Genomic DNA, 21,252 nt, shown 5'->3' on the forward strand with positions numbered 1-21,252 from the left:
ATACATAATTTTATTTATATTTAAACTAAAGGACAAGGTAGATTAGAAAATAAGCTAAAAAAGAAAAACTAAAAATTGACGTTTTCCTTTATTTCCTTTATTATTAAAGTAATAGAATAATCTCCAAAGGGGAGTAGCTGTACAGCAAAGTCGTCATTCCGAGACCCATGTCTCCGGCTTTGTTGGCAACGTATAATGTTGTTAGCAAGACCTTTGCCGCTTTCGGTAAGGGTCTTTTTGATTTGTTTGGACCTTTATCCGATTGGGTAAAGGTCCTTTTCTTTGGTGAGAATACAAACTATAAAGGAGCTGATGATGCATGGAGTTTTTTACGGCTGAATTTTTTTCTGCGCTGCTCGCCATCCTTGTCATTGACCTCGTACTGGCGGGAGACAATGCGATCGTTATCGGTATGGCTGCACGCCGCCTGCCAAAGGAACAGCAAAAGAAAGTCATTATCTGGGGGACTGTGGGAGCGATTTTGATTCGAATTTTTGCCACCCTGGTCGTTGTCTGGCTGCTAAATATCCCTGGTCTGCTTCTTGTAGGTGGTCTGCTGCTTATCTGGATCTCATATAAGCTTCTCGCCGATGAAAAAGGACACGATAACATCAAAGCTGAAGACAGTCTCTGGGGGGCCATCCGCACAATTATCATTGCGGATGCCGCTATGGGGCTTGATAATGTACTCGCAGTAGCCGGTGCGGCACATGGCAATTTCCTGTTAGTCATCATTGGCCTTTTGATCAGCGTACCTATTGTCGTCTGGGGAAGCACGCTGATTATCGGTTGGATCGAACGCTTCCCAGTTCTGATTTATGTAGGCGCTGGCGTGTTGGCGTGGACCGCTGCGAAGATGATTGTAGACGAACCGTTTATCGCAGGTTATTTCGCCGACAACCCTGTGCTGAAGTGGGGCTTCATCATCGTGCTGATCGCAGGCGTGTTATTTGCTGGCAAACGATCCAAGCAGCCAAAAACAGCCAATAACTCTTGATGATATTCAATCGTTTTCATTGCTTTTTTCCTCTGCGTTTCCTATGATACAAACACATAGGCGGAACAGGTCCGTTCGCAACGCAAGGAAAGGAGAATTCGGATGGCAAAAAAAGAACAGGAACTCAAGCTTCTTCTAACAAAGGAAATGTATAACAAGCTGCTTTTGCATACCGACAAGACAAAGCCCGTGCTGCGCCAGACCAACTATTACTTCGATATGCCTGATTTCTATATGGGCAAAAACGGAGTCATGCTGCGGGTGCGGGAGGAAAATGAGGCATGGATTCTATGTGCCAAAATAAAACTAACAAGCAATTCTGCGGCTGTTTCTTCTATTGAACTGGAGCAGGAAATTACACCGGAGATGTTCGAAGCCGGACGAAAGAATCCGGAGGTACTTGTACGCTTGCTTCCCCATGAAGGACAGGAGGCGATCCGGCAGCTTCTCCTCCCTTCCGATCTAATTGTACGAGGCACGCTTCAAAACGAGCGGCGGAAGCTTCATTTGATTGACGGATACACATGTGAGCTAGACCGTACGCTCCTTCCCGGAGATCGGGAAGAATATGAGCTTGAGATTGAAGGAATGGAGGACAACGAGGCATGCCAATATGTACTGAAGGAACTTTCTTCTTTAGGCTATGCTTTCTCCATTAATCAGAAAAGTAAATATCAGCGGCTTCAGGAAGCGATGGACAACCTCTCTTCCTAATCATCCACGTACAGAACCCGGTGCACAAGCGCCGGGTTCTTTCCTGTTTTACCTCTGATAAGATCAGACGGCTTTATAGGAACAAGGACAGGCAAAATTTCTACAACATCAGTCATAAATGAAAAAAAGAATGGGCAAACTTTCGATACATTTTTTTATCTTATGACCTATATTTAGACAAATATGTTCACTCCATTATACAAATATTATATATTTAACGGCATTAACTATTGCTCCCTAAATTTTCATCTTGGTTATGTGAGGTGACGACTTTGGAAGAAAAAGAATTTGCGGCCTATTATGATCGGATTCATCGTGCACTCCATATCTTTCATAGACGCATAGCAAAAGACATCGCAGCAGAAGTAGAGACGTGTTTAACCACACCACAATTTATTTTTATGTCGTTGCTAGCGGAACGGGGCCATACAGTAGGCGAGCTGGCCGAATTCGGCGGCGTCAAGCCAAGCGCTGTAACGGCTATGGTTGATCGGATGGTTCGATACGATATGGTAATACGTGAGCGCGATCCGAATGATCGTCGCGTTGTCATCCTGCACTTATCCAAGAAAGGGGAAGCATCTTTTTATCATGCAAAACAAAGAAGAATGGACATTGCAAGCCGGTACTTTTCACATCTCACCTCAAGCGAACGTACCGCCTTTCTTCAGGTCTATGAGAAGCTGGCCGCTATCACCGATACAGAGACGTATCTAGAATGACATCACAACAAAGGAGGCTTCCGCAGCATGAATTCCATCACCAAGTTCTCTCTTAGGAACCCGTCCGCCATATTCATTCTAGCGCTGCTTGTCGCATTTGGCGGCGCCTACTCCGCTTCCGGTCTCAAGCAGGAAATTATGCCTGACGTTACCATTCCCGTCGTTGCCGTTATCACGCCATTTCCCGGCGCTTCCACATCCGATATTACAGAGCAGATTACCGAACCGACGGAAAAAGCCGTCAAAAGCGTAAATAAAGTTAAAAACGTTACATCCACTTCGACAGAAAACATATCCGCCGTCATTGCTGAGTTCCCTTTCTCCGTCGACATGGAGGAAGCAAAACGACAGGTCGAAGAAGCCGTGCGCGAAGTAAAGCGCCCTGAAGGCGCTATCGACCCACAGATCAAGCGGATTAGCTTCGGCTCTTTTCCCATTATGAAGGTATCCATCTCAAACAAGAATCTAACGGACGATCAGATTGAGAAGACGGTCAAGGACACAGTTATGCCTTCCCTTACTAACGTGTCAGGTGTCGGACAGATCAACATCTCAACCCAAAAAGATCGCGCCATCTATATTCGGCTGCTGCCGGACAAGCTTAAAGAACATAATCTGACGCTACAGCAAGTACAGCAGCAGATTCAAGCAAACAATATTGCCATGCCGATTACATCGCTCACGATCGGCGATAAGGTAGAACCCATACGTGTATCCGGCAAGCTGTACACCTTAGAGGACTTAAAAAACATAAAAATCGCCATCGCTCCTAATCAACAGGCCGCCATGCAGGAGGCCTTTCAGCAAATAGGTGAAAACATGGGGCAAATCGGCCAATCAGTCGGACAGCTTGGGCAGGGCATGGCAGGCATGAATCAAGCGTTCAACGCGCAGATGAAGCTGCTCAATGCAATCGGACAGACACAATCCAAAATATTTGAAGGGAAGCTTGCTCTCCAACAAACACAGTTGGCATTAGCAAACCCACTCGCCTCTGCAGAAGAAAAGAAGAAGGCGGGAGCCGCCGCACGACAACTGACGACACAGATACAAACAGGCGAGGCTGCATTACAGCAGATGCAGAGTCAGCTTAAACAAATACAAGCACAGATGGATAAAATGCAGGCGCAAAGCCCTGCTCCAAAAGCAAACGAGGGAGGTGTGAAACAGCAGACGGAACAAAAAATTAAACTCATTCCGCTTAGCGAGCTTGCGGAAATCAAACAGGGAACAGGTAAAGTGAGCGCAATCAGCCGCACCAACGGCACGTCCGGTGTCGCACTTGATATCTTGAAGAATCAGGATTCCAATACAGTTGATGTCACAAATGATGTGAAAGCGAAGCTTACCGAATTAAAAGCCAAGCTTCCGAAAGGGTCTGACATTACTGTTACATATGAACAAGCAACACAGGTCAAGGAATCGATTGATGGGATGCTGCGGGAAGGAATGCTCGGCGCACTTTTTGCCTCTCTGGTCATTCTGTTGTTTCTGCGCAATTTTCGCTCCACGCTGATCGCCATCGTATCGATTCCATTGTCCATTCTTATCGCCATGCTGTTCTTACGTCAATTTAACATTACGTTGAATGTGATGACACTTGGCGGCCTAGCCATTGCGGTCGGCCGTGTTGTCGATGACTCGATTGTTGTCATTGAAAACATCTATCGCAATATGCAGGAGCATGCGGAACGAACAGGTGAACTGATTCGAATGGCGACCAAGGAAGTCAGCTCAGCCATCACCTCTTCTACCTTAACGACTGTTGCGGTGTTCCTTCCGTTAGGATTTGTAGAAGGGATTATCGGGAAGATTTTTCTCCCATTCGCTTTAACCGTCGTATTCTCTCTGCTCGCATCGCTCCTTGTAGCGGTAACGGTTGTCCCGGCACTGGCTAGATTCTTGCTGCTTAGGCAGAAAAATATTGGACAGAAAGAGCAGGAGGCCGGGCGTGGAATTCTCGCTTATCAAAAAGTATTGGATTGGTCTTTAGATCACAAGTTCATGATCTTGCTTATCTCCACCGCCATGCTGGCAGCAAGTCTTAGTATCGCAAGCTCGATCGGTACCGGCTTCCTCCCTGCTTCTAAAGAAAAATTCATTAATATAGCTGTCGAATATCCAATCGGCATGAGCATTGCCGTCACGGATAAGAAAGCACGGGAAATCGAGCAGCTTCTCGCCAAAGACCCGTCCGTTATGTTCTATCAGACATCCGTTGGTACGGCACGAGGCTCACTGAATGAAGGCGGTAATGTCGGCGGCTCTAGTGAGGGCAAGATCTTTATTCGACTGAAAGAAGAAGCAGACGTAGATACAACGCTTGCGGCTATGAAACAAAAAGTACAGCCGCTTGCCTCACATAACGCAAAGATTACCGTGACACAATTTAATCCGAATGGTGGAGGACAAGATAACACGCTACAGGTCGTTGTGAACGGTAATAATATGGAAGATATCCGCAAGGGAACGGAAATGATTTCGAAGAACATCCAGACTGTGCGAGGCCTTGCTGCTATTACGAATAACTTAAGCGCCACCAAGCCGGAAATCGAGATTACCGTCGATCAGGCAAAGGCCGCAAAGAATGGTCTATCCGGTGCTCAGATTATGGGTTCTGTCCGTGAAATGCTGGCAGACCAGAAAGTCGGCGCTCTTACAGTCGACAATGAAACGCTTGATATTCAGCTTGGCACAAAACTGGATCAAATCAACAGCTATAAAGAAATCGCCGCTATGAAAATTACGGCTCCAACCGGCAAAAATATTACGCTTGCTGACGTGGCGGATGTAAGACAAGTAGCAGGACCGGTAAGCATACTGCATCGCAACGGAGATGATTATGCGACCGTAGACGCTTCAATTACAGATAAAGATGTAGGATTGGTATCGCGAGCGGTACAGACAAAAATTGATACGCTTACGCTGCCACCTGGTGTAACCGCAAGCATTGGAGGCTCTATTGAACAGATGAGCGAAGGCTTTAAACAACTGGGTGTAGCAATTGGTGTTGCGATTATCGCAGTCTACCTTGTGATGGTCATTGCCTTCGGTGAATTGCTCGCCCCACTTGCCATCCTCTTCTCGCTGCCGCTCGCTATCATCGGCGGTATCGTTGGTTTGTATATAGCGGACATCGCATTGGACATCCCGGCAATGATCGGTGCACTTATGCTGATTGGTATTGTCGTTACCAATGCGATCGTACTGGTGGATCGTGTGCAGCAACAGCGCAATAAAGGCCGTACCATCCGTGAAGCATTGATAGACGCCGGAACAATACGGATGCGCCCCATTCTTATGACGGCTATTGCTACAATCTGCGCCCTGCTTCCGTTGGCGCTTGGATTCTCCGGCAGCTCACTAATCTCCCAATCACTTGCAGTTGTTGTGATCGGTGGACTTACTACTTCGACGCTGCTAACGCTTGTTGTTGTACCCGTAGCATACGAATTGCTGCACTGGAAGACACATCATAAAGAGCAGCGGACAAAAGCAGAAATAACGCTTGAATAATTTTTATACATGCCATAAAAAAGAGCAGACGCGTATGCAGCCGTCTGCTCTTTTCTTTTATTTCCCAGGAAAGTCAGCTTATTTGCCGCTTAATGCTTTTACAAGCTCTCTTCCCATCGCTTCAGAAGACATCGGGTCACGGCTGAGCACAATTTGTTCATCCGCCCATACAGCAAAAGACTCCTCTTCTAAATTGGGGATGTAGTTAGCAATACCGCTTAATTCCTGCTCTAGACTAAAGGGAAGATACTCCTTCACTTCTTCCGGTTCATGCACGTCTGGATATCCCGTTACATCCTTACCTGATAAAATGCTTTTACCATCCGGTCGATGCGTCCAGATGAGTGCGGCCGGTCCGTGGCATTCGGCACCAACAATGCCGTTGTTATCATACACGGCATTAACAATCCGGCGAACCTCTTCATTATTAGCCAGATCAAACATCGCTCCATGCCCGCCTACAATAACGACAGCTGCATAACTTCGCGGGTCTACTTCTGCAAGCTTAAGCGTGTGATCCACCCTTCCTGATTCATATAGCTTCTTATACTTCCCGTCTGGGTCCCATTCCGCAGACAGGCTCACCTTGTCTACGGTAGGCTTACCGCCTTTTGGAGAAGCGATATCTGCCTTATGACCCGCTTCTTCTACTGCAAGCATTGGCGCAAATAATTCTTCAGCCCACCAGCCGGTCTCATAATCCGAATTTTTATATCCACTTGAAAGAATGAACAACACATTCGCCATTGTTTCCCTCCTCATCAACAAGCACTCTATTTATCTTTCCACTCTTTTGTAGCGAAAAAACAAAAGGCTAGATGATCATCCTAGCTTATATAATACAGAAGGGATACGCTGGCATACTTTTTTATATTTTACCGAACTGTTATATACGCTTGTTTAGGGTGATTCACTTGATCCGGGTATTTAAGACGCAGGCGATTCTCACGTAGAAGCTTAGCTAAATAGTTGTTGCGCAAACCATCAGGTGTTCGCTCCAGCATATCAGCGAGCTCCTTCAGCCGCAGCGGACGATAAGCGCATAACTGGACAATTATATCCTCCATCACATACGGACTAAGCCGTTTCCGCTTGCGAGCCAGTTCAGCAACTCCCCATAGATCCTCTTCATTTATAACTTGGTTCTGCAACTCTTCCTCTATCGCAGCTTCCTCATTCATCTCAAAGAAAGACGTGCTTCCGTTATTACCGGACTCCAATTCATTATTAGAGGAGTTGTCCTTATTATTAAAGGAGTAAAAGCTTTTATTATCGGACTTTAACTCTTTATTAGAGGAGTAAATCTCCTTATTCAAGGAGTTTAATTCCTTGTTAATGGAGTTATAGTCACTATTAGAGGAGTGTTTATTTTTATTTACGGAGTTGTCGTTTTTATTGTAGGAGTTGTCCTTTGTTCGGATTTCGGGCAGGTTTTCCTGCTCTTCGTCTGGAATCATTCGTAAAATAAATGTCGTACGTGCAGGGCTCTCCTGCTGCAAAAATTGTGGAATTGTCCACTCTCGATCAAGCCATATTTGTCGAATCGCGGAAAGCCCTGATCCTGCCCGCTCCCCAAGTCCAAGCAGCAGAAACATTCTGCATAGATTAGGATTCCGTAAATCACTGACACCGCCATCAAGCGCCTGGGCCGCCGGTATACGCAGCAGACCCGGGTTCGAAAAGGTAACGTCCGACTTTTCACGCTCTACGACAATTCCGCGTTCTCCTTGATAATCGGCATGCACAATCGCGTTTACAAACGCTTCCCGTAAGGCAGTATGTACACCCGTCTCATCATGGCGCATGGTTCCTTGTAGCTGAAAGGGTACCGATAAGCCTGTAGTGAGACGCGGCATCACCATAAAATAGAAGTCATGCAGATTGCCAGACCATGTGCCATCCTGCGATGTGAGGCGATCTGACCACCGCTCGTCTCCAAAGGTGTGCGCATCGTCTCTATATTCGAGAAAATAATAGGGCAGCACTTCAGTAATGACCCTCTCCTCGCTAAACATGAGAAGACCCGCCAGCGTTAGCCCTTCCTTGCCACTGTCACGAAGCTTCCCCCAGGCACCGATCTTATATAGAAATTCCTTTGTTTCCAAACCGTTCCACGGATGATTCGGCTTTACTGCCATGAAGCGATTCCGATAGCTTTTTACCGAGTCAAAATGCAGCTCATTGACCCCATAATGCTCCAGAATCCGGCCGTCTCCTACGCCGAACGACATATCTTCGGAAAAGTGAATGTCCTCTTTTCTATGCACTGCCAATCTCCCTTTTCACATAGGCTGCACGTAAATAATATCCCATTCGTGTGCATACCACCGTATATTCTTTGTTCTATTCTATCATTGATGGCAAGCTGAGCTACCTATTCAACCATATAAATTGTGATTTCTCTGTTATCCTATCTAGCCATGCATCTCTTATATTATTTATATATAAATAATATACACCTTTTGCGCAAACGCTGTTTTCCTCCGTCTGTTATAGCGCCAGTAGCCCACCAAAACGATAACAGTATATCCTGCTCCCTTTTCTTACGCTCACAGACGCTCTTCTTCCATTAAAATAATTGGAAATTACACAGCCTATGCATACATGTTTTTATGCATAAATAAGCATCGGGATACAGCTTCCTATCCCTTCTCTCTCCTTATTCTTCTAGACAGTCAACAGGTAAAATAAATTCTGTTACAATGGAAGAAGCAAACAAAGTGTGATACAGAAGGAACAATGAGCGTACCCCTGAAGAATTCGGGTCGACGGGTACGGTATGAACGGTGTTTGGCTCGCAGTAATAGGAGGAATAAGGATGGCACAAAAAACAAATGCCGCACGCCAGCTAGATCAAAAGAAAATATCGTACGAGCTGCGCGAATATGTGGTGGACGAATCAGACTTATCAGCAGGCACGGTGGCAGGCAAAATCGACTTTCCACTTGAGCAGCTCTATAAAACCCTCGTCGCACGCGGCGATAAGACAGGTGTACTGCTGGCTTGTATCCCGGGTGATAAGGAACTCGATCTAAAGGCTCTCGCTTCTGTAAGCGGCAATAAAAAAGTGGAGACGGTTCCATTGAAGGACGTGCAGCCCCTAACCGGATATATCCGCGGCGGTGTCTCGCCACTCGGTCTAAAAAAACGCTTTTCTATTTTTCTTGATGAAGAGGCCTTGCGCTATGACACCATCTCGATTAGTGCAGGCATTCGCGGCTGTCAGATCTTATTGAACCCACACGATTTGAAAGCGGTCATTCAGGCATCTTGCGGCAGCATCTCCAAAATAAAATAAAATAAAATAAAATGCAGCCAACACAAACAGCGGAACAGATAAAAGATCATATTCCGCTGATTTTTTATCTTATTGTTCAATGTCCAATACAGTAAGACGCTTTGTATCCAGATCCACTATGCGGATCAAATGGTTATTTGTATCTGCAATATATAAGCGATTTTTTATCACCAACACATCATTCGGTTCATTCAGCGGCAATAGATCGCACGCCTCCTCCTCTATGGTGCATACACCCTTAGCAGACCCCCATACAAGCGTCTCCATGCACTTCTCGTTCAGATGAGCGATGCGAATGGCGTGATTGTATGTATCGGCTACATACACCTTGCCTTCATGATAGGTTACACCAAGCGGATGCTGAAGCTCGGCGATAGAAAAAGAACCGTCCTGCATCCCGAAGGCGAATAATCCACTCCCAATCAGCGTATGTACATATCCATCAGTGAGGCTAGCTTTGCGCAGCGCGGATGCTTCACTATCTGCAAAATACAACTGCTTTTTGTCTGTCGCTATGCCGCTTGGCTGTGCAAGATGCGCTTTGTGGGCTGTATCATCCCATATATTTTCTCTGCCGCTTCCGGCAAACACGTCGATGATCCCGGTTGAGACATCCAACCGCCACAACTGATGTGAACCGGCCATCGCGATGTAGAGGTGCTTCCCATCAAGCACGACATCCCATGGTGAATTAAGGCGGGTGGCAAGAGCGAATCCTCCCGTCTCCCCATACCACCCCTGCTCTCCGGTTCCCGCAATGGTATATACACGCTCTTCTCTTAGATCTACTTCACGAATCAGATGATTATCCGTATCGCATATATATAGCTTTTCCGCATGGTAAGCCATCCCCTGCGGCCGATAGAATGATGCCTCTGCAAATCCCCCATCCTCTTTTCCTGCTATACCGGAACCGATCACACGAGTCACACGCGCCTGATACTCCCCGGTAAGCTCAAGCTCTACGATTCGGTGATGATTCGAATCACTTACGAATAACCGGTCATGGTCTGAATCATAGGCAAGCTTACCAGGAAAGGATAACAACGACTCCGCATACGAAGGCCGCATCATCCCGATTCGCTTCTCAGCTAGCATTCCTTTGCGTCTGCCTTCATCGAGCGCCTGCTTGATGCACTCATCAAGCGCTTCTCGCTTTCCTTCTCCTGACATCATGTTACTAATACGACCATCAGGCCCAATTACAACAAAGGATGGCCAGGCCTTAATCGTATACAACTGCCATATCCGCTGTTCTTGATCAATAACAACCGGATGATCGACTCCATAGCGCTGTATCGCACTCTTGATATTATTTATATTCTTCTCATTGTCGAACTTAGCAGAATGTACGCCGATGACAAGCACCGGCTCCGCCTGGTACTTCTCTTCTAACCAGGCAAGATCAGGCAGGACATGAAGACAATTAATACAGCAGTATGTCCAGAAATCCAGCACCACTACATGTCCTCTCAACATGGAAAGCGACAGCGGATAATCCGTATTCAGCCATGATGTATCTTCAGGAAACTCGGGCGCTCTCATGTTGCATTCCTCCTCTTATTTCAGAGAATCTGTTTGTTTATCTTCTAGCCACGCTACGTTCTTCAGCAAGTCTCGCATATCTGTAATACATACGTTAGGGAACACCTGCTTTTTCTTCATCTCGTTATGATTTCCTTTGTACGCGGCGAAAGCAACCCTACCATCCTGTGCGGCCTTCCCATCGATCCAGGAATCCCCCACCATCATCCAACGCTCTACCGGGACATCCGGGTAATGTGTCAGAATATAATCAATGCCTGAAGGAGATGGCTTCAGTGCTGTCATCTGCTCCCGTCCGACAATATGATCGAAGTAATGATCAATCCCCGTCTCCCGAAGTGCTTCCTGTGCCGCCACGCAGGCATTGTTCGTCAATACAACAAGATGGCAATCTCCACATAATCTCTCCAGCACTTCAGTAACATACGGCTCTAGATGGGCTCCATGCATGCCGCGCTTCTCAAATTCCGCCACCGTCTCCCATATGCGTCTCTCTGTCTCCTGCTCCATCTTTCCGGACTGACGTCCCATCTCAATCAACTGGGAAGCGGTGTGATTTTGCCAATCCAAATCAGATTCACACAATCCATCTTTGGCCAATAATTCATATATGGCTTCTTTCATCCCCATAAAGTCGATATTGGATTGCAGCAATGTATTATCCATATCAAAGATCATCCCGTATTTATATCTTTCTTCCTTCATTTTTCCACCTCATTTTTTGTAGTAATAAAATCAGAAAATAATATCCTTTATTTGTAACTAAATTTTCAGATAAATATGTTGCAAAAATCTTAGATTTTTCTTAGAATTAATTTTGCAATAAAATATTATAAGGGGGTTCCCATTTATGGAACAACGAGAACAATGGGGAACAAGGGCAGGCTTTATCCTCGCAGCTGTCGGTTCAGCAGTCGGACTGGGTAATATCTGGCGCTTTCCCTATGTCGCCTATGAAAATGGTGGCGGTGCCTTCCTTATTCCCTACTTCTTTGCACTACTTACAGCCGGAATCCCAATCCTTATCCTTGAATTCGGTCTCGGAAAACGTGGTGGCGGGTCCGCTCCACTAACATTCTACCGCTTATCGAAAAAATGGGAATGGCTCGGCTGGTGGCAAGTAATGATTTGCCTTGTAATCAGTCTCTACTATGGTGCCATTATCGCCTGGGCGATGAGCTATATCAAGTTTAGTGCTACACAGGCATGGGGTGACGATACACAAGCATTTCTATTCGGCGATTACCTCAAGCTTACCGAAAATGTATGGGATATAGGCGGCATGCAGCTTCAAGTACTGCTTCCGCTCACACTTGTCTGGGCGATCGTCTTTATTACATTATATGCCGGCATCAAAAAGGGAATTGAAACAGCCGGTAAATTCATGCTGCCGCTGCTGCTTGTTCTGTTTGCCATTATCGCCATCCGCAGTATAACACTGCCAGGCGCATCGGTCGGCTTAAATCACTTCTTTACACCGGATTGGTCTAAAGTATGGGATTATAAGACATGGCTTGCTGCCTACGGACAAATCTTCTTCAGCTTAAGCGTCGCTTTTGCCATCATGATCACATATTCAAGCTATCTTCCGAAGAAATCCGATGTCAACAATAACGCATTTATTACCGCTTTTAGCAACAGCGGATTTGAGTTATTCGCAGGTATTACCGTTTTCAGCGCGATTGGATTTATGGCGGTACAGAGCAACGTTCCCGTAAGCGAAGTGGCCGCGGGTGGTGTAGGACTGGCCTTTATTGTCTTTCCTAAAATCATCAGTACTCTGCCGGCAATGAACGGGATCTTCGGTATATTGTTCTTCGGTTCGCTGATGCTGGCCGGACTGACATCCCTTATCTCTATTGTAGAGGTTATCGTGGCTGCTTTCATGAACAAATTCTCATTGCAGCGCAGAAATGCGGCTGTGATTGTCTGCATAATCGGCTATTTAGGAAGCCTAATCTTTGCAACGGGGTCAGGCCTGCATTTCCTTGATATCTTCGATCACTTCATCAATAACTACGGTGTTGCGCTTGCCGGCCTGGCCGAAGTCATTCTATTGGGCTGGTTCTATAAAAAGCTTACCGCATTGCGTGAAGAAAACAACCGGGTATCAGACTTTGCTATTGGCGGTTGGTGGGAGATTATGATTCGCTTCGTAACGCCAGCTGTGCTTTTGTTTATTGCTTACAAAAACATCGTGGATGAATTTGCGAAGCCATACGGTGATTATCCATGGGGGGTCATTGCTCCGCTCGGCCTTGGTGTGAGCGTAGGAGCGCTTCTGCTTGGATTACTCTTCACTGTCATGAAATGGCACCGCGTTCCATCGCCACACTATGAGGAAGACAATCAAAAATAAAGAAGGTGAAGCAATATGACAGGAACTGCTATTGCTATGTTCGCATTCGGCGCCATTCTTCTCTGGGGTGGTCTTGCCGTATGCCTAAGCATTGCCATTAGAAAAAAATCGAAATTCCACTAAGCAAGAGAAAAGAGCGCAGATCATGGCGCTCTTTTTTTATACAAATTTGAACACTTTATGACAGCACCATCTTCTGTGATAAGTATCACATGATTTTATTCCCGGCCGCTGTATAGTTGCACCATACGGTTCATCCGGTACGAAGGGATGAAACAAACTAATGGGGGAGGCAGATGTATGTTCTGCTATCAATGTGAACAAACGCCAAGCGGAGGATGTAAAGTTATTGGGGTATGTGGGAAGAACGAAGACATTGCCAGCTTGCAGGATACGATCATTTTTGGCCTAAAAGGTATTGCAGCGTATGCGACACACGCGCGTCAGCTCGGTTATTCCGATCCATTCGTGGATGCGACAACGCAGGAGGCACTGTATCTGACACTCACCAATTCCAACTTCAATATGCAGGAGCATATCGATATGGCTATGAAGGTAGGTCAGTCAACCGTTCGCATTATGGATCTACTGGATCGTGCGCATACAGAGCGTCTCGGCATTCCAGAGCCGATTCGCGTATCACAGAATAAAATTGAGGGCAAATGCATTGTCGTGACCGGCCACAACCTGTTTGCGCTCGAGCAGCTGCTGATGCAGACTGAAGGCAAAGGTATTAATATCTATACCCACTCTGAGATGCTGCCGGCGCACGGGTATCCGCAGTTAAAAAAATACCCTCATCTCAAAGGCAATATTGGCAAAGCGTGGTTTGATCAACGTCGGTTATTTGAAGAGTTCCCTGGGGCGATTCTTGCCACAACCAACTGTGTCATGCCAATCAAAGGCACGTATGCAGACCGTTTCTTCTCTTATGAGGTAGCCGGCTTAGAGGGCGTAACCAAGATCATTGGTGAAGACTTCTCGCCGCTCATTAAGAGAGCATTAGAGCTTCCTGAGGCTAATATTGAATCAGAGCAGACCTTGCTGACAGGCTTTCATCATGAGAGCGTCTTAGGTATTGCACCTGAGATTATTGACGCGGTCAAAGCCGGTAAGATCAAACGCTTTTTCGTTATCGCAGGCTGTGACGCACCGGGCAAGGGCGGCGAATATTATCGCGAACTCGCTACCTCACTGCCTCCTGAAGCAGTCATTTTGACAACATCTTGCGGTAAGTTCCGCTTCAATGATGTAGAGTATGGCACAGTACCGGGTACGAACATTCCGCGCTATATCGACCTTGGACAGTGCAATAACTCCGGTTCTACGGTAAAGATTGCGATGGCGCTTGCCGACGCATTCGGCTGTGAAGTGAACGAACTTCCTGTCAGCATCGTGTTATCTTGGTTCGAGCAAAAAGCGGTCGCCATTCTGCTTGGCCTATTCAGCCTCGGCATTCAGGATATTCGCATCGGTCCAAAGCCGCCAGAGTTTATCACACCAGGCGTTCTGAATGTGCTGCAAGAGGCATTTGGACTGAAGTTAATCGGCAGCGCGCAAGAAGACATGGAGACGATGCTCGCCCTGTCCGCCAACTAATTCTCTTTTTGTTAAAAACGAAGTGCCAAACGCTTTCCTCACCCCTGAGTATCCAGCGTTTGATCCACTTCGTTTTTTTTATGCATAAAAAAAGACGAGGAATCATCTCCCCGTCTCTTCTAGGTCCGTTAACCGCATGATGTATCTTCTCCCACTTTAATTACCAGTAGGCTTGTATCCTCAATGGCTTCCAACTCATGATCTTCCCTTGGATTCATATGCAGCACAATATCCTTGGTTAACTCCACGCTCTCGTCGCCGACGCCAAATCGCACCCGTCCGGATACGACATGGATAATGGCATCACTGGGCGTATGGTGCCGCCCTACTCTCTGCCCCGCTCTGAGCTGCAGGTTAATTACCGCTCCTCTAGAAAACTTCAATACATCAACTTTTCCAACGGCACGACTTTCTAACAAGTTTTTTAACACTGCTGTTTTCATGCATATCCCTCCAGCTGTTAACGCTGTTTATTATCTTGCTATCTACAGCATACAGCCCCGGATCTATACAGTCAGTGATAACGATCACGTATCCGAAAGAGAATTACTCTTTCTCAAAGACAAGACTTGTGTTCATCCGGTCATGCCCAAGCTTTGTCTCCGGAAAAATCCGGCGGGCAGTCTCAATATATTCTTCAGGAGTATGCAACGAAGGACTGTAATGTGTCAGCCATAACTCCTTGACATCACCAGCTTTGGCGAGTGCCGCCGCCTCTTCAAATAGCATATGGCGGTGCTCCTCCGCTTTCGGCAGACTTTCTATATCTCCGTACATCCCCTCTCCGATAAACAGATCGGCTCCCTGAATGAAATCAATCAATCCTTCTATCGGTCGCGTATCTGTGCAGTAGGCTACTTTTAAGCCCTTACGCGGCTCACCAAGCACCATATCTGGGGTAAAGGTACTTCCATCATGCACAATGGTCTCACCCTTCTGTAAACGACTCCAGTACGGCACAGGAATACCCAGCTCAGAAGCGCGTGCCGGATTAAACTTCCTGCCCCGCTCAATTTCCACTGTATAGCTCACACATGGAACCGTATGATACACAGGAAGCGTACGCACGACAAATTCTCCGACATCGTGTACTGTATCTTCCTGCTCAGACAGCTCAACCAGTTCCAGCTCATAGGGAAGATACGGGGCAATCACGGTCATTCCCCGTACCACTTCGACAAGCCCGGGCGGACCCATAAGCAAAAGCGGCTCCTCCCGTCCGGCATTAGCAATGGCGAACAATAAACCAGGCAGCCCCGCTACGTGATCGGCATGGTAGTGGGTAAAGCAGATCGCATCAATGGACTTAAAGCCCCACCCCAACATTTTCATCGTTACCTGCGTTCCTTCTCCGCAGTCAATCAATATCATCTTGCCGTTATATGACGCAAGCATGGCAGTAAGCCAGCGTTTTGGAAGCGGCATGGTTCCCCCGCATCCCAACAAAGCAATATCAAGCATGGTTTATTTTCCTCCAAAAAATAAAAAAACTTCACTACTTCCGCGAGATAAACGGATTGTCCTTTATGTAGAATCGCCACGGATATAATGCCGCTTCTTCTGCATAATCAATATTGACACGCGTCGTTTCCACGATATCGACCTCTTCTGCCGCATCTGACGGCTCCGTAATAAACAGCGCATCGCCGCACAGATCGAAGCCATTATGAGCACGGGTAATGCCCAATGCCTGACACAGCTTTCCCGGCCCGTTCGTAAGGCTGATTTTCTCTCTGGACGTAAGCGATTGACTCCTTCCAAAACGCGCCTGCGCCATAAGGGGTATCCCCTGTACAGGCTCAAGCGCACGGATCAGTACAGCTTCGGGCCTCTCTGCTTCATTCGTTACGGTGTTCACACAATTATACATTCCATAGATTAGATACACATAGGCATAGCCGGGTGGGCCGTACATGACTTCATTACGTGGTGTACGCCGCCCATTGTACGTATGGGCTCCCTTATCTTCTGGCCCAATATATGCTTCCACCTCGACAATTCGTCCTTCACGCGCTATCCCGTCTACGATATGAACAAGATGCTTGCCCAGCAATTCACGAGCTACAATTAGCGTATCACGATTATAGAAGTCTCTTGGCAGCTTATGCAATGTTGCGCTCACCCCATTATCCGAGCCGGCTCGCCTGATCCAGCTTGCCGCCCGTATCCTGTTCGATATGAACCAATGCTTGTTCAACCTGACGTCGCTTCTCGCTGCTTTCCCGCTGAATATGCAGCGTCTGCTCAATAACGGTCAACAATTCCTCCTGTGTATCTCTAAATGCCTCTACTTCCGCTGCGGCATTTCCTTGTTCTCTATCCGTTTGTCTGACTGCGTTCTTCAGCGCCTTGGTGTTCTCCCTAAGCACAGCGCCGGATTCTCTTGTCATCTGACGCTGTAGTGATAAAGCTCCTTGCTGGCGAAGCAGCGACAATAGAATGACCATCTGGCTTTTCCAAAGCGGGATGGTTGTAAGGATGGAGGAACGAATCTTCTCCATTAGCATCTCGTGATTCTCCTGAATCATGCGAATTTGTGGAGCCGTTTGAAAAGCAATGGATTGACTGATAAGCAGATCCTGTACCTTCTTCTCCAAACGGTCAGCAAACCGCTCCAAATCCATCAACTCCTGCATCTGCATTGACTCACCTGATTGCTCAGCCTTCTCACGCATAGCAGGCAGCATAACTTCTCGTACTTCCTTTAGCTTCTCTCTGGCAGCTACCAGATACAGACTGAGCTCGTGGAAGTATTCCCGGTTTCTTGCATACAATACATCAAGCATTGTCGTATCACGCAGCATCTGATGACGAAGGCGTTCTAGCGTATCAGCCATCCGCTCCATCTCATGATTCGTTTTTTGACAGCGAGCAAGCATTTTCTGTTTGGCTTTTGTAGAAGAGATACTGAATAAACGGGCCAGAATCCCTCGCGGCGGTGTAAGAATATCATCCGGTCGAATCTCCCGGACTTTATCGAGCAAGGAATGTAGAATGCTTCCAATCTGCTCTTCAGCCTGATGAGCCCTCATCTGATTCAGCATGCTATCAGCTAAGCGGGCCATCTTATCTTGGATATCTGCACCGTACTGTACAAGCGAGTGCGGCTGAGCAGGGGAGATACGACGAGCGAGTTCTCTTACGCGCTGCTGCTGCTCAGCGGAAAGCGAAAGCGCCGCATCTTGACTATGTTCCTCTGAATAATTCATCAATCTCTCCCCTTCCTACCGCGTATTTCTTTACCGCTTGATCTCTTCGTGCTGCTCCTCTTTCATCCGCTCCTCCGCTGTGGGCATTGTGATAGTATGCTGCGATCTTGTCCCGAGCGATTTCTTCATCGTCTCAATCTCCACATCTAAATTAAGTACATCATCAGATAGTACCTGCATCAATTCCTCTTCCAACGCGACGATAATATCATCAAGCATGGCCTCTGTTTTTTTGAGCGCCATCGTCATTTCCGTATTGCGAACCGGCTGCGAGATCAGAAATGTATACTTTTCCATAATAGTAATAGTGGAGTCTAAATAACTGGAGAAGAAATTGCGGGCAGAACGGAAGCGGTACGGCTGTTCTTCAACAATCGTGAGAATGCGCCGCGATACTTTATACAGATGCGATGTCTTTTGCCAGATGGTAATCGAACGAATTCGAAACTGTAATCGACGAATATTTTTTAGTTTTTTACGGGCTTCTCGTATATTCTGTCGAATATACGCCCGGTCCTGCTTGTCCAATTCAACATCGAAGGTATAGGACGGCATATCAGACCCGGAGGCATAATGACGTCCCGTAATCCACATAGACAAAACAAACACAGCCACGCTTGCAAAAAAAGCAGGCGCGAATTCCTTATCGAACAGCAAGAAAAATAAAAACAGGCTTCCAAACGAGATCATACCGGAGACGAACATGCGCCACACGGTTGTTATTAATTTTCTCATCGAGCTTCACCCCGTTATTTCCTTTGGCATACTTTTATCTTACCATTATCTATACGATGAATTCATCTCCCATGTTTCACTAATTATTTACCCGTATTCTTGGGTGGTGCACTATAAATAAAAAAATAAAGCAAGGCCGGATGATCGACGCTTGCTTTATAACTATGGCAGGCAGCTTACATGAGTAATTCATAATATTTTCTTATATCAGCTTCTAACTCATCCATTACTATAAAACGGGCCTTGCGCACAATTTCCTTCCCCTCTGCAAATAAAAGCACGACTGGGGCAGTAAATACCGAGAACCTTCCCGCCAGCTCAGGAATATCATCAATACGTGCGGCAGCACTTGTAATGCGAGGAAATTCCTTGAGCATCGCTTCGACTTTTGGAAGCACTGCATGACATACGCTGCAAGATTCCTGTGAGATGTATAAACAGCTCATCATAGTTGTAGATAGAAAAGTATCGATTTCTTCAAGCGTTGTCAATTGCTGCATATCTACTCCATCCTTCTACGCTTGTGTCGTTTGCTGGCTCACTATCCGCTTCATGGCATTAATATAGCCCGTATGTATTCCTTCATGATAAATGGCCATGTTCATCAACTCACCCGCAGTCTCCATCACAAGACCTGATCCCAAAGTAAATGGTTTTGGGAGAGCTGCATCTATTTGATTTGCTTCACATGCTTTGAAGCGATTCTCCTGGTCTTTGAGACGATCAATAATTTCTGCAAGGGACGGAGGCGTATCTGTCCAATCCCCTGGCTTTGTACCATTAGCAAAAAAAGTATCGTAATGATCCGGTACTTGATTGGAACCTGTAGGTGCCATAAATAAGAATTTTTCTGCTATAAGCAAAATATGACCAGCATGCCAGTGAATTGTATTATTGAAACCTTCAGGCTTCCTGCTAGCTTCCTCTGGCGTCAATTTTTCCAATGTGCTTACCAAACGATTGCGTGCGATCAAAAACTGCTTCATAACAAGTTCATTCTTCATGTTTCCCTCTCCTTTCATGGTGTATTCAATTATTATTTTAGCACCCTTTCCAATTTGGTGGACGCTTTTCTAAAAATGCGCAGATCCCTTCCGCAGCATCAGCCGCTGTAGCATTAAGACTCATCACTTCTGCAGCGTAAGAATAAGCAAGAGATTGCGGCATATCTAACTGTTTGTAGAATGCTTGTTTGCCAATGCCCACAGTGAACGGGCTCGCCTGTGCGATCTTCATTGCCATCATCTTAACCTCTTCTTCTAACTGCTCTTCCGGTACAGCTTTATTAATTAGTCCGGCCATCACCGCTTCTTCAGCTGACAGTGCATCTCCTGTAAGCAGCATCTCCATCGCTTTTTTTCTTCCTACAGCGCGGGAAAGCGCTACCATTGGTGTGGAGCAGAATAAACCGATCTTAACTCCAGGTGTTGCGAAGCGAGTTGTCTCTGTCGCCACTGCCAGATCACATGTAGCAACCAATTGACAGCCGGCTGCGGTAGCGATGCCGTGGACTTGAGCAATGACGGGTTGTGGAATCGATTGTATAGTTTCCATTACTTTAGAGCATACATCAAATAGATGGCGGTAAAAACCAGCCTCCTGCTGAACCATCTCACCTAGATCATGTCCTGCACAAAAAGCCGGACCGCTTCCTTTCAAAATAACAACGGAAATTTCTTTTGTTTTCCCAATACTTTCAAAGCAATGAAGCAGTTCTTGTAAATGTTCAAGCGAGAGAGCATTACGCTTATTGGGACGATTCATTGTTACGTGGGCTATAGAAGAACTAATTTCACATGTAATATGTTGATATTGTGCTGTCAGTATGTCTGTCATCATTTTCTCCTCCTTATTAAGCTCAAACAATTTGATTAAATAATTAAAATTTTTAACATTTTCATCATACCAGTTCTTTTTTTAAAATGATAGGTTATAATTGGAAGCGCATAAAAAGTGTTTGCATGAACTACGAAAAAATGTAAAGATAGTAAAGCAATTATTAATCCATCAAGGGAATGAGTACAACATGGCCAGAGAATCTTATACCAAAGTTTATATGACAGAGGAAGAACGGAAAAAGCTGGAGCAATTCGCGGAGGCATTGGGCTGGACGTTTTCGGAATTCGAAATGCTTTTGACAAAGGAAGTTGAGCGCAAAAATAACGGAAAACCATTACGTCTTTGTTCCACCTCACTCAGTTAAACAAAAAAAGCAATCTTCGTCTTAGGCAAGACAGATTGCTTTTTTTGTTCTCTAAAAATGATAACGATATGTGAAAAGGACCCCAAATATTTGGAGTCCTTTATTACGCACACTATAAAATGGGCCTAGGCTGACTCGAACAGCCGACCTCACGCTTATCAGGCGTGCGCTCTAACCAACTGAGCTATAGGCCCATGGCGGAGAAGGAGGGATTCGAACCCTCGCACGGTTTAACCCGTCTACTCCCTTAGCAGGGGAGCCCCTTACAGCCTCTTGGGTACTTCTCCATTGTTTATATAAATGGGGCGATCGATGGGAATCGAACCCACGAGTGTCGGAGCCACAATCCGATGCG

Annotated in this window: 20 protein-coding genes and 2 tRNA genes; 8 read left to right on the forward strand and 14 right to left on the reverse strand. The window is 46.2% G+C overall.

Annotated elements, in window-relative coordinates:
- The first annotated feature begins 319 nt into the window (after positions 1–319).
- The 4 genes from AB3351_RS16755 to AB3351_RS16770 all read left to right on the forward strand — a co-directional run bounded on the left by AB3351_RS16755 (position 320) and on the right by AB3351_RS16770 (position 5,949).
- A complete protein-coding gene (locus AB3351_RS16755) occupies positions 320–997 on the forward strand; it encodes a TerC family protein (RefSeq protein ID WP_371148298.1) in 678 nt (225 codons plus the stop codon).
- Between the two features lie 102 nt (positions 998–1,099).
- A complete protein-coding gene (locus tag AB3351_RS16760; RefSeq protein WP_371148299.1) occupies positions 1,100–1,711 on the forward strand; it encodes a CYTH domain-containing protein in 612 nt (203 codons plus the stop codon).
- A gap of 272 nt (positions 1,712–1,983) precedes the next feature.
- Positions 1,984–2,433: a MarR family winged helix-turn-helix transcriptional regulator gene (locus tag AB3351_RS16765; protein ID WP_371148300.1), complete on the forward strand. Its 450-nt coding sequence runs from the start codon at positions 1,984–1,986 to the stop codon at positions 2,431–2,433.
- Positions 2,434–2,460: 27 nt separating this feature from the next.
- On the forward strand, positions 2,461–5,949 hold the full coding sequence (locus AB3351_RS16770) for an efflux RND transporter permease subunit (protein ID WP_371148301.1): 3,489 nt from the start codon (positions 2,461–2,463) through the stop codon (positions 5,947–5,949).
- Positions 5,950–6,027: 78 nt separating this feature from the next.
- On the opposite strand, the gene AB3351_RS16775 is transcribed toward AB3351_RS16770, so the two are convergent.
- Entirely contained in the window at positions 6,028–6,696 is a 669-nt protein-coding gene (locus tag AB3351_RS16775) for a type 1 glutamine amidotransferase domain-containing protein (RefSeq protein WP_371148302.1), read from the reverse strand.
- Positions 6,697–6,824: 128 nt separating this feature from the next.
- Complete coding sequence (locus tag AB3351_RS16780) at positions 6,825–8,180, reverse strand: ATP-binding protein (RefSeq protein ID WP_371148322.1); 1,356 nt, start codon at positions 8,178–8,180, stop codon at positions 6,825–6,827.
- Between the two features lie 587 nt (positions 8,181–8,767).
- On the opposite strand from AB3351_RS16780, the gene ybaK reads away from it, so the two are divergent.
- On the forward strand, positions 8,768–9,247 hold the full coding sequence (gene ybaK / locus AB3351_RS16785) for a Cys-tRNA(Pro) deacylase (protein ID WP_371148303.1): 480 nt from the start codon (positions 8,768–8,770) through the stop codon (positions 9,245–9,247).
- Between the two features lie 69 nt (positions 9,248–9,316).
- On the opposite strand, the gene AB3351_RS16790 is transcribed toward ybaK, so the two are convergent.
- Both AB3351_RS16790 and AB3351_RS16795 read right to left on the reverse strand, forming a co-directional pair.
- A complete protein-coding gene (locus AB3351_RS16790) occupies positions 9,317–10,792 on the reverse strand; it encodes a thioredoxin-like domain-containing protein (protein ID WP_371148304.1) in 1,476 nt (491 codons plus the stop codon).
- A gap of 15 nt (positions 10,793–10,807) precedes the next feature.
- Positions 10,808–11,497 carry an HAD family hydrolase gene (locus tag AB3351_RS16795; protein ID WP_371148305.1) on the reverse strand — a complete coding sequence of 230 codons (690 nt, stop codon included), beginning with the start codon at positions 11,495–11,497 and terminating at the stop codon, positions 10,808–10,810.
- A 145-nt stretch (positions 11,498–11,642) separates the two neighbouring features.
- Here AB3351_RS16795 and AB3351_RS16800 point away from each other — a divergent pair, with 145 nt between their 5' ends.
- The 3 genes from AB3351_RS16800 (at position 11,643) to hcp (ending at position 14,750) form a co-directional block, all read left to right on the forward strand.
- Positions 11,643–13,151, forward strand: coding sequence for a sodium-dependent transporter (locus tag AB3351_RS16800; RefSeq protein WP_371148306.1), 1,509 nt, complete (start codon positions 11,643–11,645; stop codon positions 13,149–13,151).
- A 15-nt stretch (positions 13,152–13,166) separates the two neighbouring features.
- A complete protein-coding gene (locus tag AB3351_RS16805; RefSeq protein WP_371148307.1) occupies positions 13,167–13,274 on the forward strand; it encodes a MetS family NSS transporter small subunit in 108 nt (35 codons plus the stop codon).
- Between the two features lie 177 nt (positions 13,275–13,451).
- On the forward strand, positions 13,452–14,750 hold the full coding sequence (gene hcp, locus AB3351_RS16810) for a hydroxylamine reductase (protein WP_371148308.1): 1,299 nt from the start codon (positions 13,452–13,454) through the stop codon (positions 14,748–14,750).
- A gap of 128 nt (positions 14,751–14,878) precedes the next feature.
- Here hcp and AB3351_RS16815 read toward each other — a convergent pair whose 3' ends face one another.
- From AB3351_RS16815 to AB3351_RS16860, 10 genes are all read right to left on the reverse strand, one after another.
- Positions 14,879–15,193: a cupin domain-containing protein gene (locus AB3351_RS16815; protein WP_371148309.1), complete on the reverse strand. Its 315-nt coding sequence runs from the start codon at positions 15,191–15,193 to the stop codon at positions 14,879–14,881.
- 103 nt (positions 15,194–15,296) lie between these two features.
- On the reverse strand, positions 15,297–16,211 hold the full coding sequence (locus AB3351_RS16820) for a ribonuclease Z (protein ID WP_371148310.1): 915 nt from the start codon (positions 16,209–16,211) through the stop codon (positions 15,297–15,299).
- Positions 16,212–16,245: 34 nt separating this feature from the next.
- Positions 16,246–16,872 carry a DNA-3-methyladenine glycosylase gene (locus AB3351_RS16825; protein WP_371148311.1) on the reverse strand — a complete coding sequence of 209 codons (627 nt, stop codon included), beginning with the start codon at positions 16,870–16,872 and terminating at the stop codon, positions 16,246–16,248.
- Between the two features lie 4 nt (positions 16,873–16,876).
- The gene (locus tag AB3351_RS16830; protein WP_371148312.1) at positions 16,877–17,959 is read right to left on the reverse strand and encodes a toxic anion resistance protein; all 1,083 of its coding nucleotides are present in this window, start codon (positions 17,957–17,959) and stop codon (positions 16,877–16,879) included.
- Between the two features lie 30 nt (positions 17,960–17,989).
- The gene (locus AB3351_RS16835) at positions 17,990–18,694 is read right to left on the reverse strand and encodes a 5-bromo-4-chloroindolyl phosphate hydrolysis family protein (RefSeq protein ID WP_371148313.1); all 705 of its coding nucleotides are present in this window, start codon (positions 18,692–18,694) and stop codon (positions 17,990–17,992) included.
- Between the two features lie 176 nt (positions 18,695–18,870).
- The gene (locus tag AB3351_RS16840; protein ID WP_371148314.1) at positions 18,871–19,194 is read right to left on the reverse strand and encodes a thioredoxin family protein; all 324 of its coding nucleotides are present in this window, start codon (positions 19,192–19,194) and stop codon (positions 18,871–18,873) included.
- Between the two features lie 15 nt (positions 19,195–19,209).
- Entirely contained in the window at positions 19,210–19,698 is a 489-nt protein-coding gene (locus AB3351_RS16845; protein WP_371148315.1) for a DinB family protein, read from the reverse strand.
- A 37-nt stretch (positions 19,699–19,735) separates the two neighbouring features.
- Positions 19,736–20,533 (reverse strand): enoyl-CoA hydratase, encoded by a 798-nt coding sequence (locus tag AB3351_RS16850; RefSeq protein WP_371148316.1) that lies wholly within the window; start codon positions 20,531–20,533, stop codon positions 19,736–19,738.
- 484 nt (positions 20,534–21,017) lie between these two features.
- Positions 21,018–21,091, reverse strand: a tRNA-Ile gene (locus AB3351_RS16855).
- A gap of 1 nt (position 21,092) precedes the next feature.
- A tRNA-Ser gene (locus AB3351_RS16860) sits at positions 21,093–21,184 on the reverse strand.
- Between the last annotated feature and the right edge of the window lie 68 nt (positions 21,185–21,252).

Source organism: Aneurinibacillus sp. REN35, assembly GCF_041379945.2.
Classification (GTDB): domain Bacteria; phylum Bacillota; class Bacilli; order Aneurinibacillales; family Aneurinibacillaceae; genus Aneurinibacillus.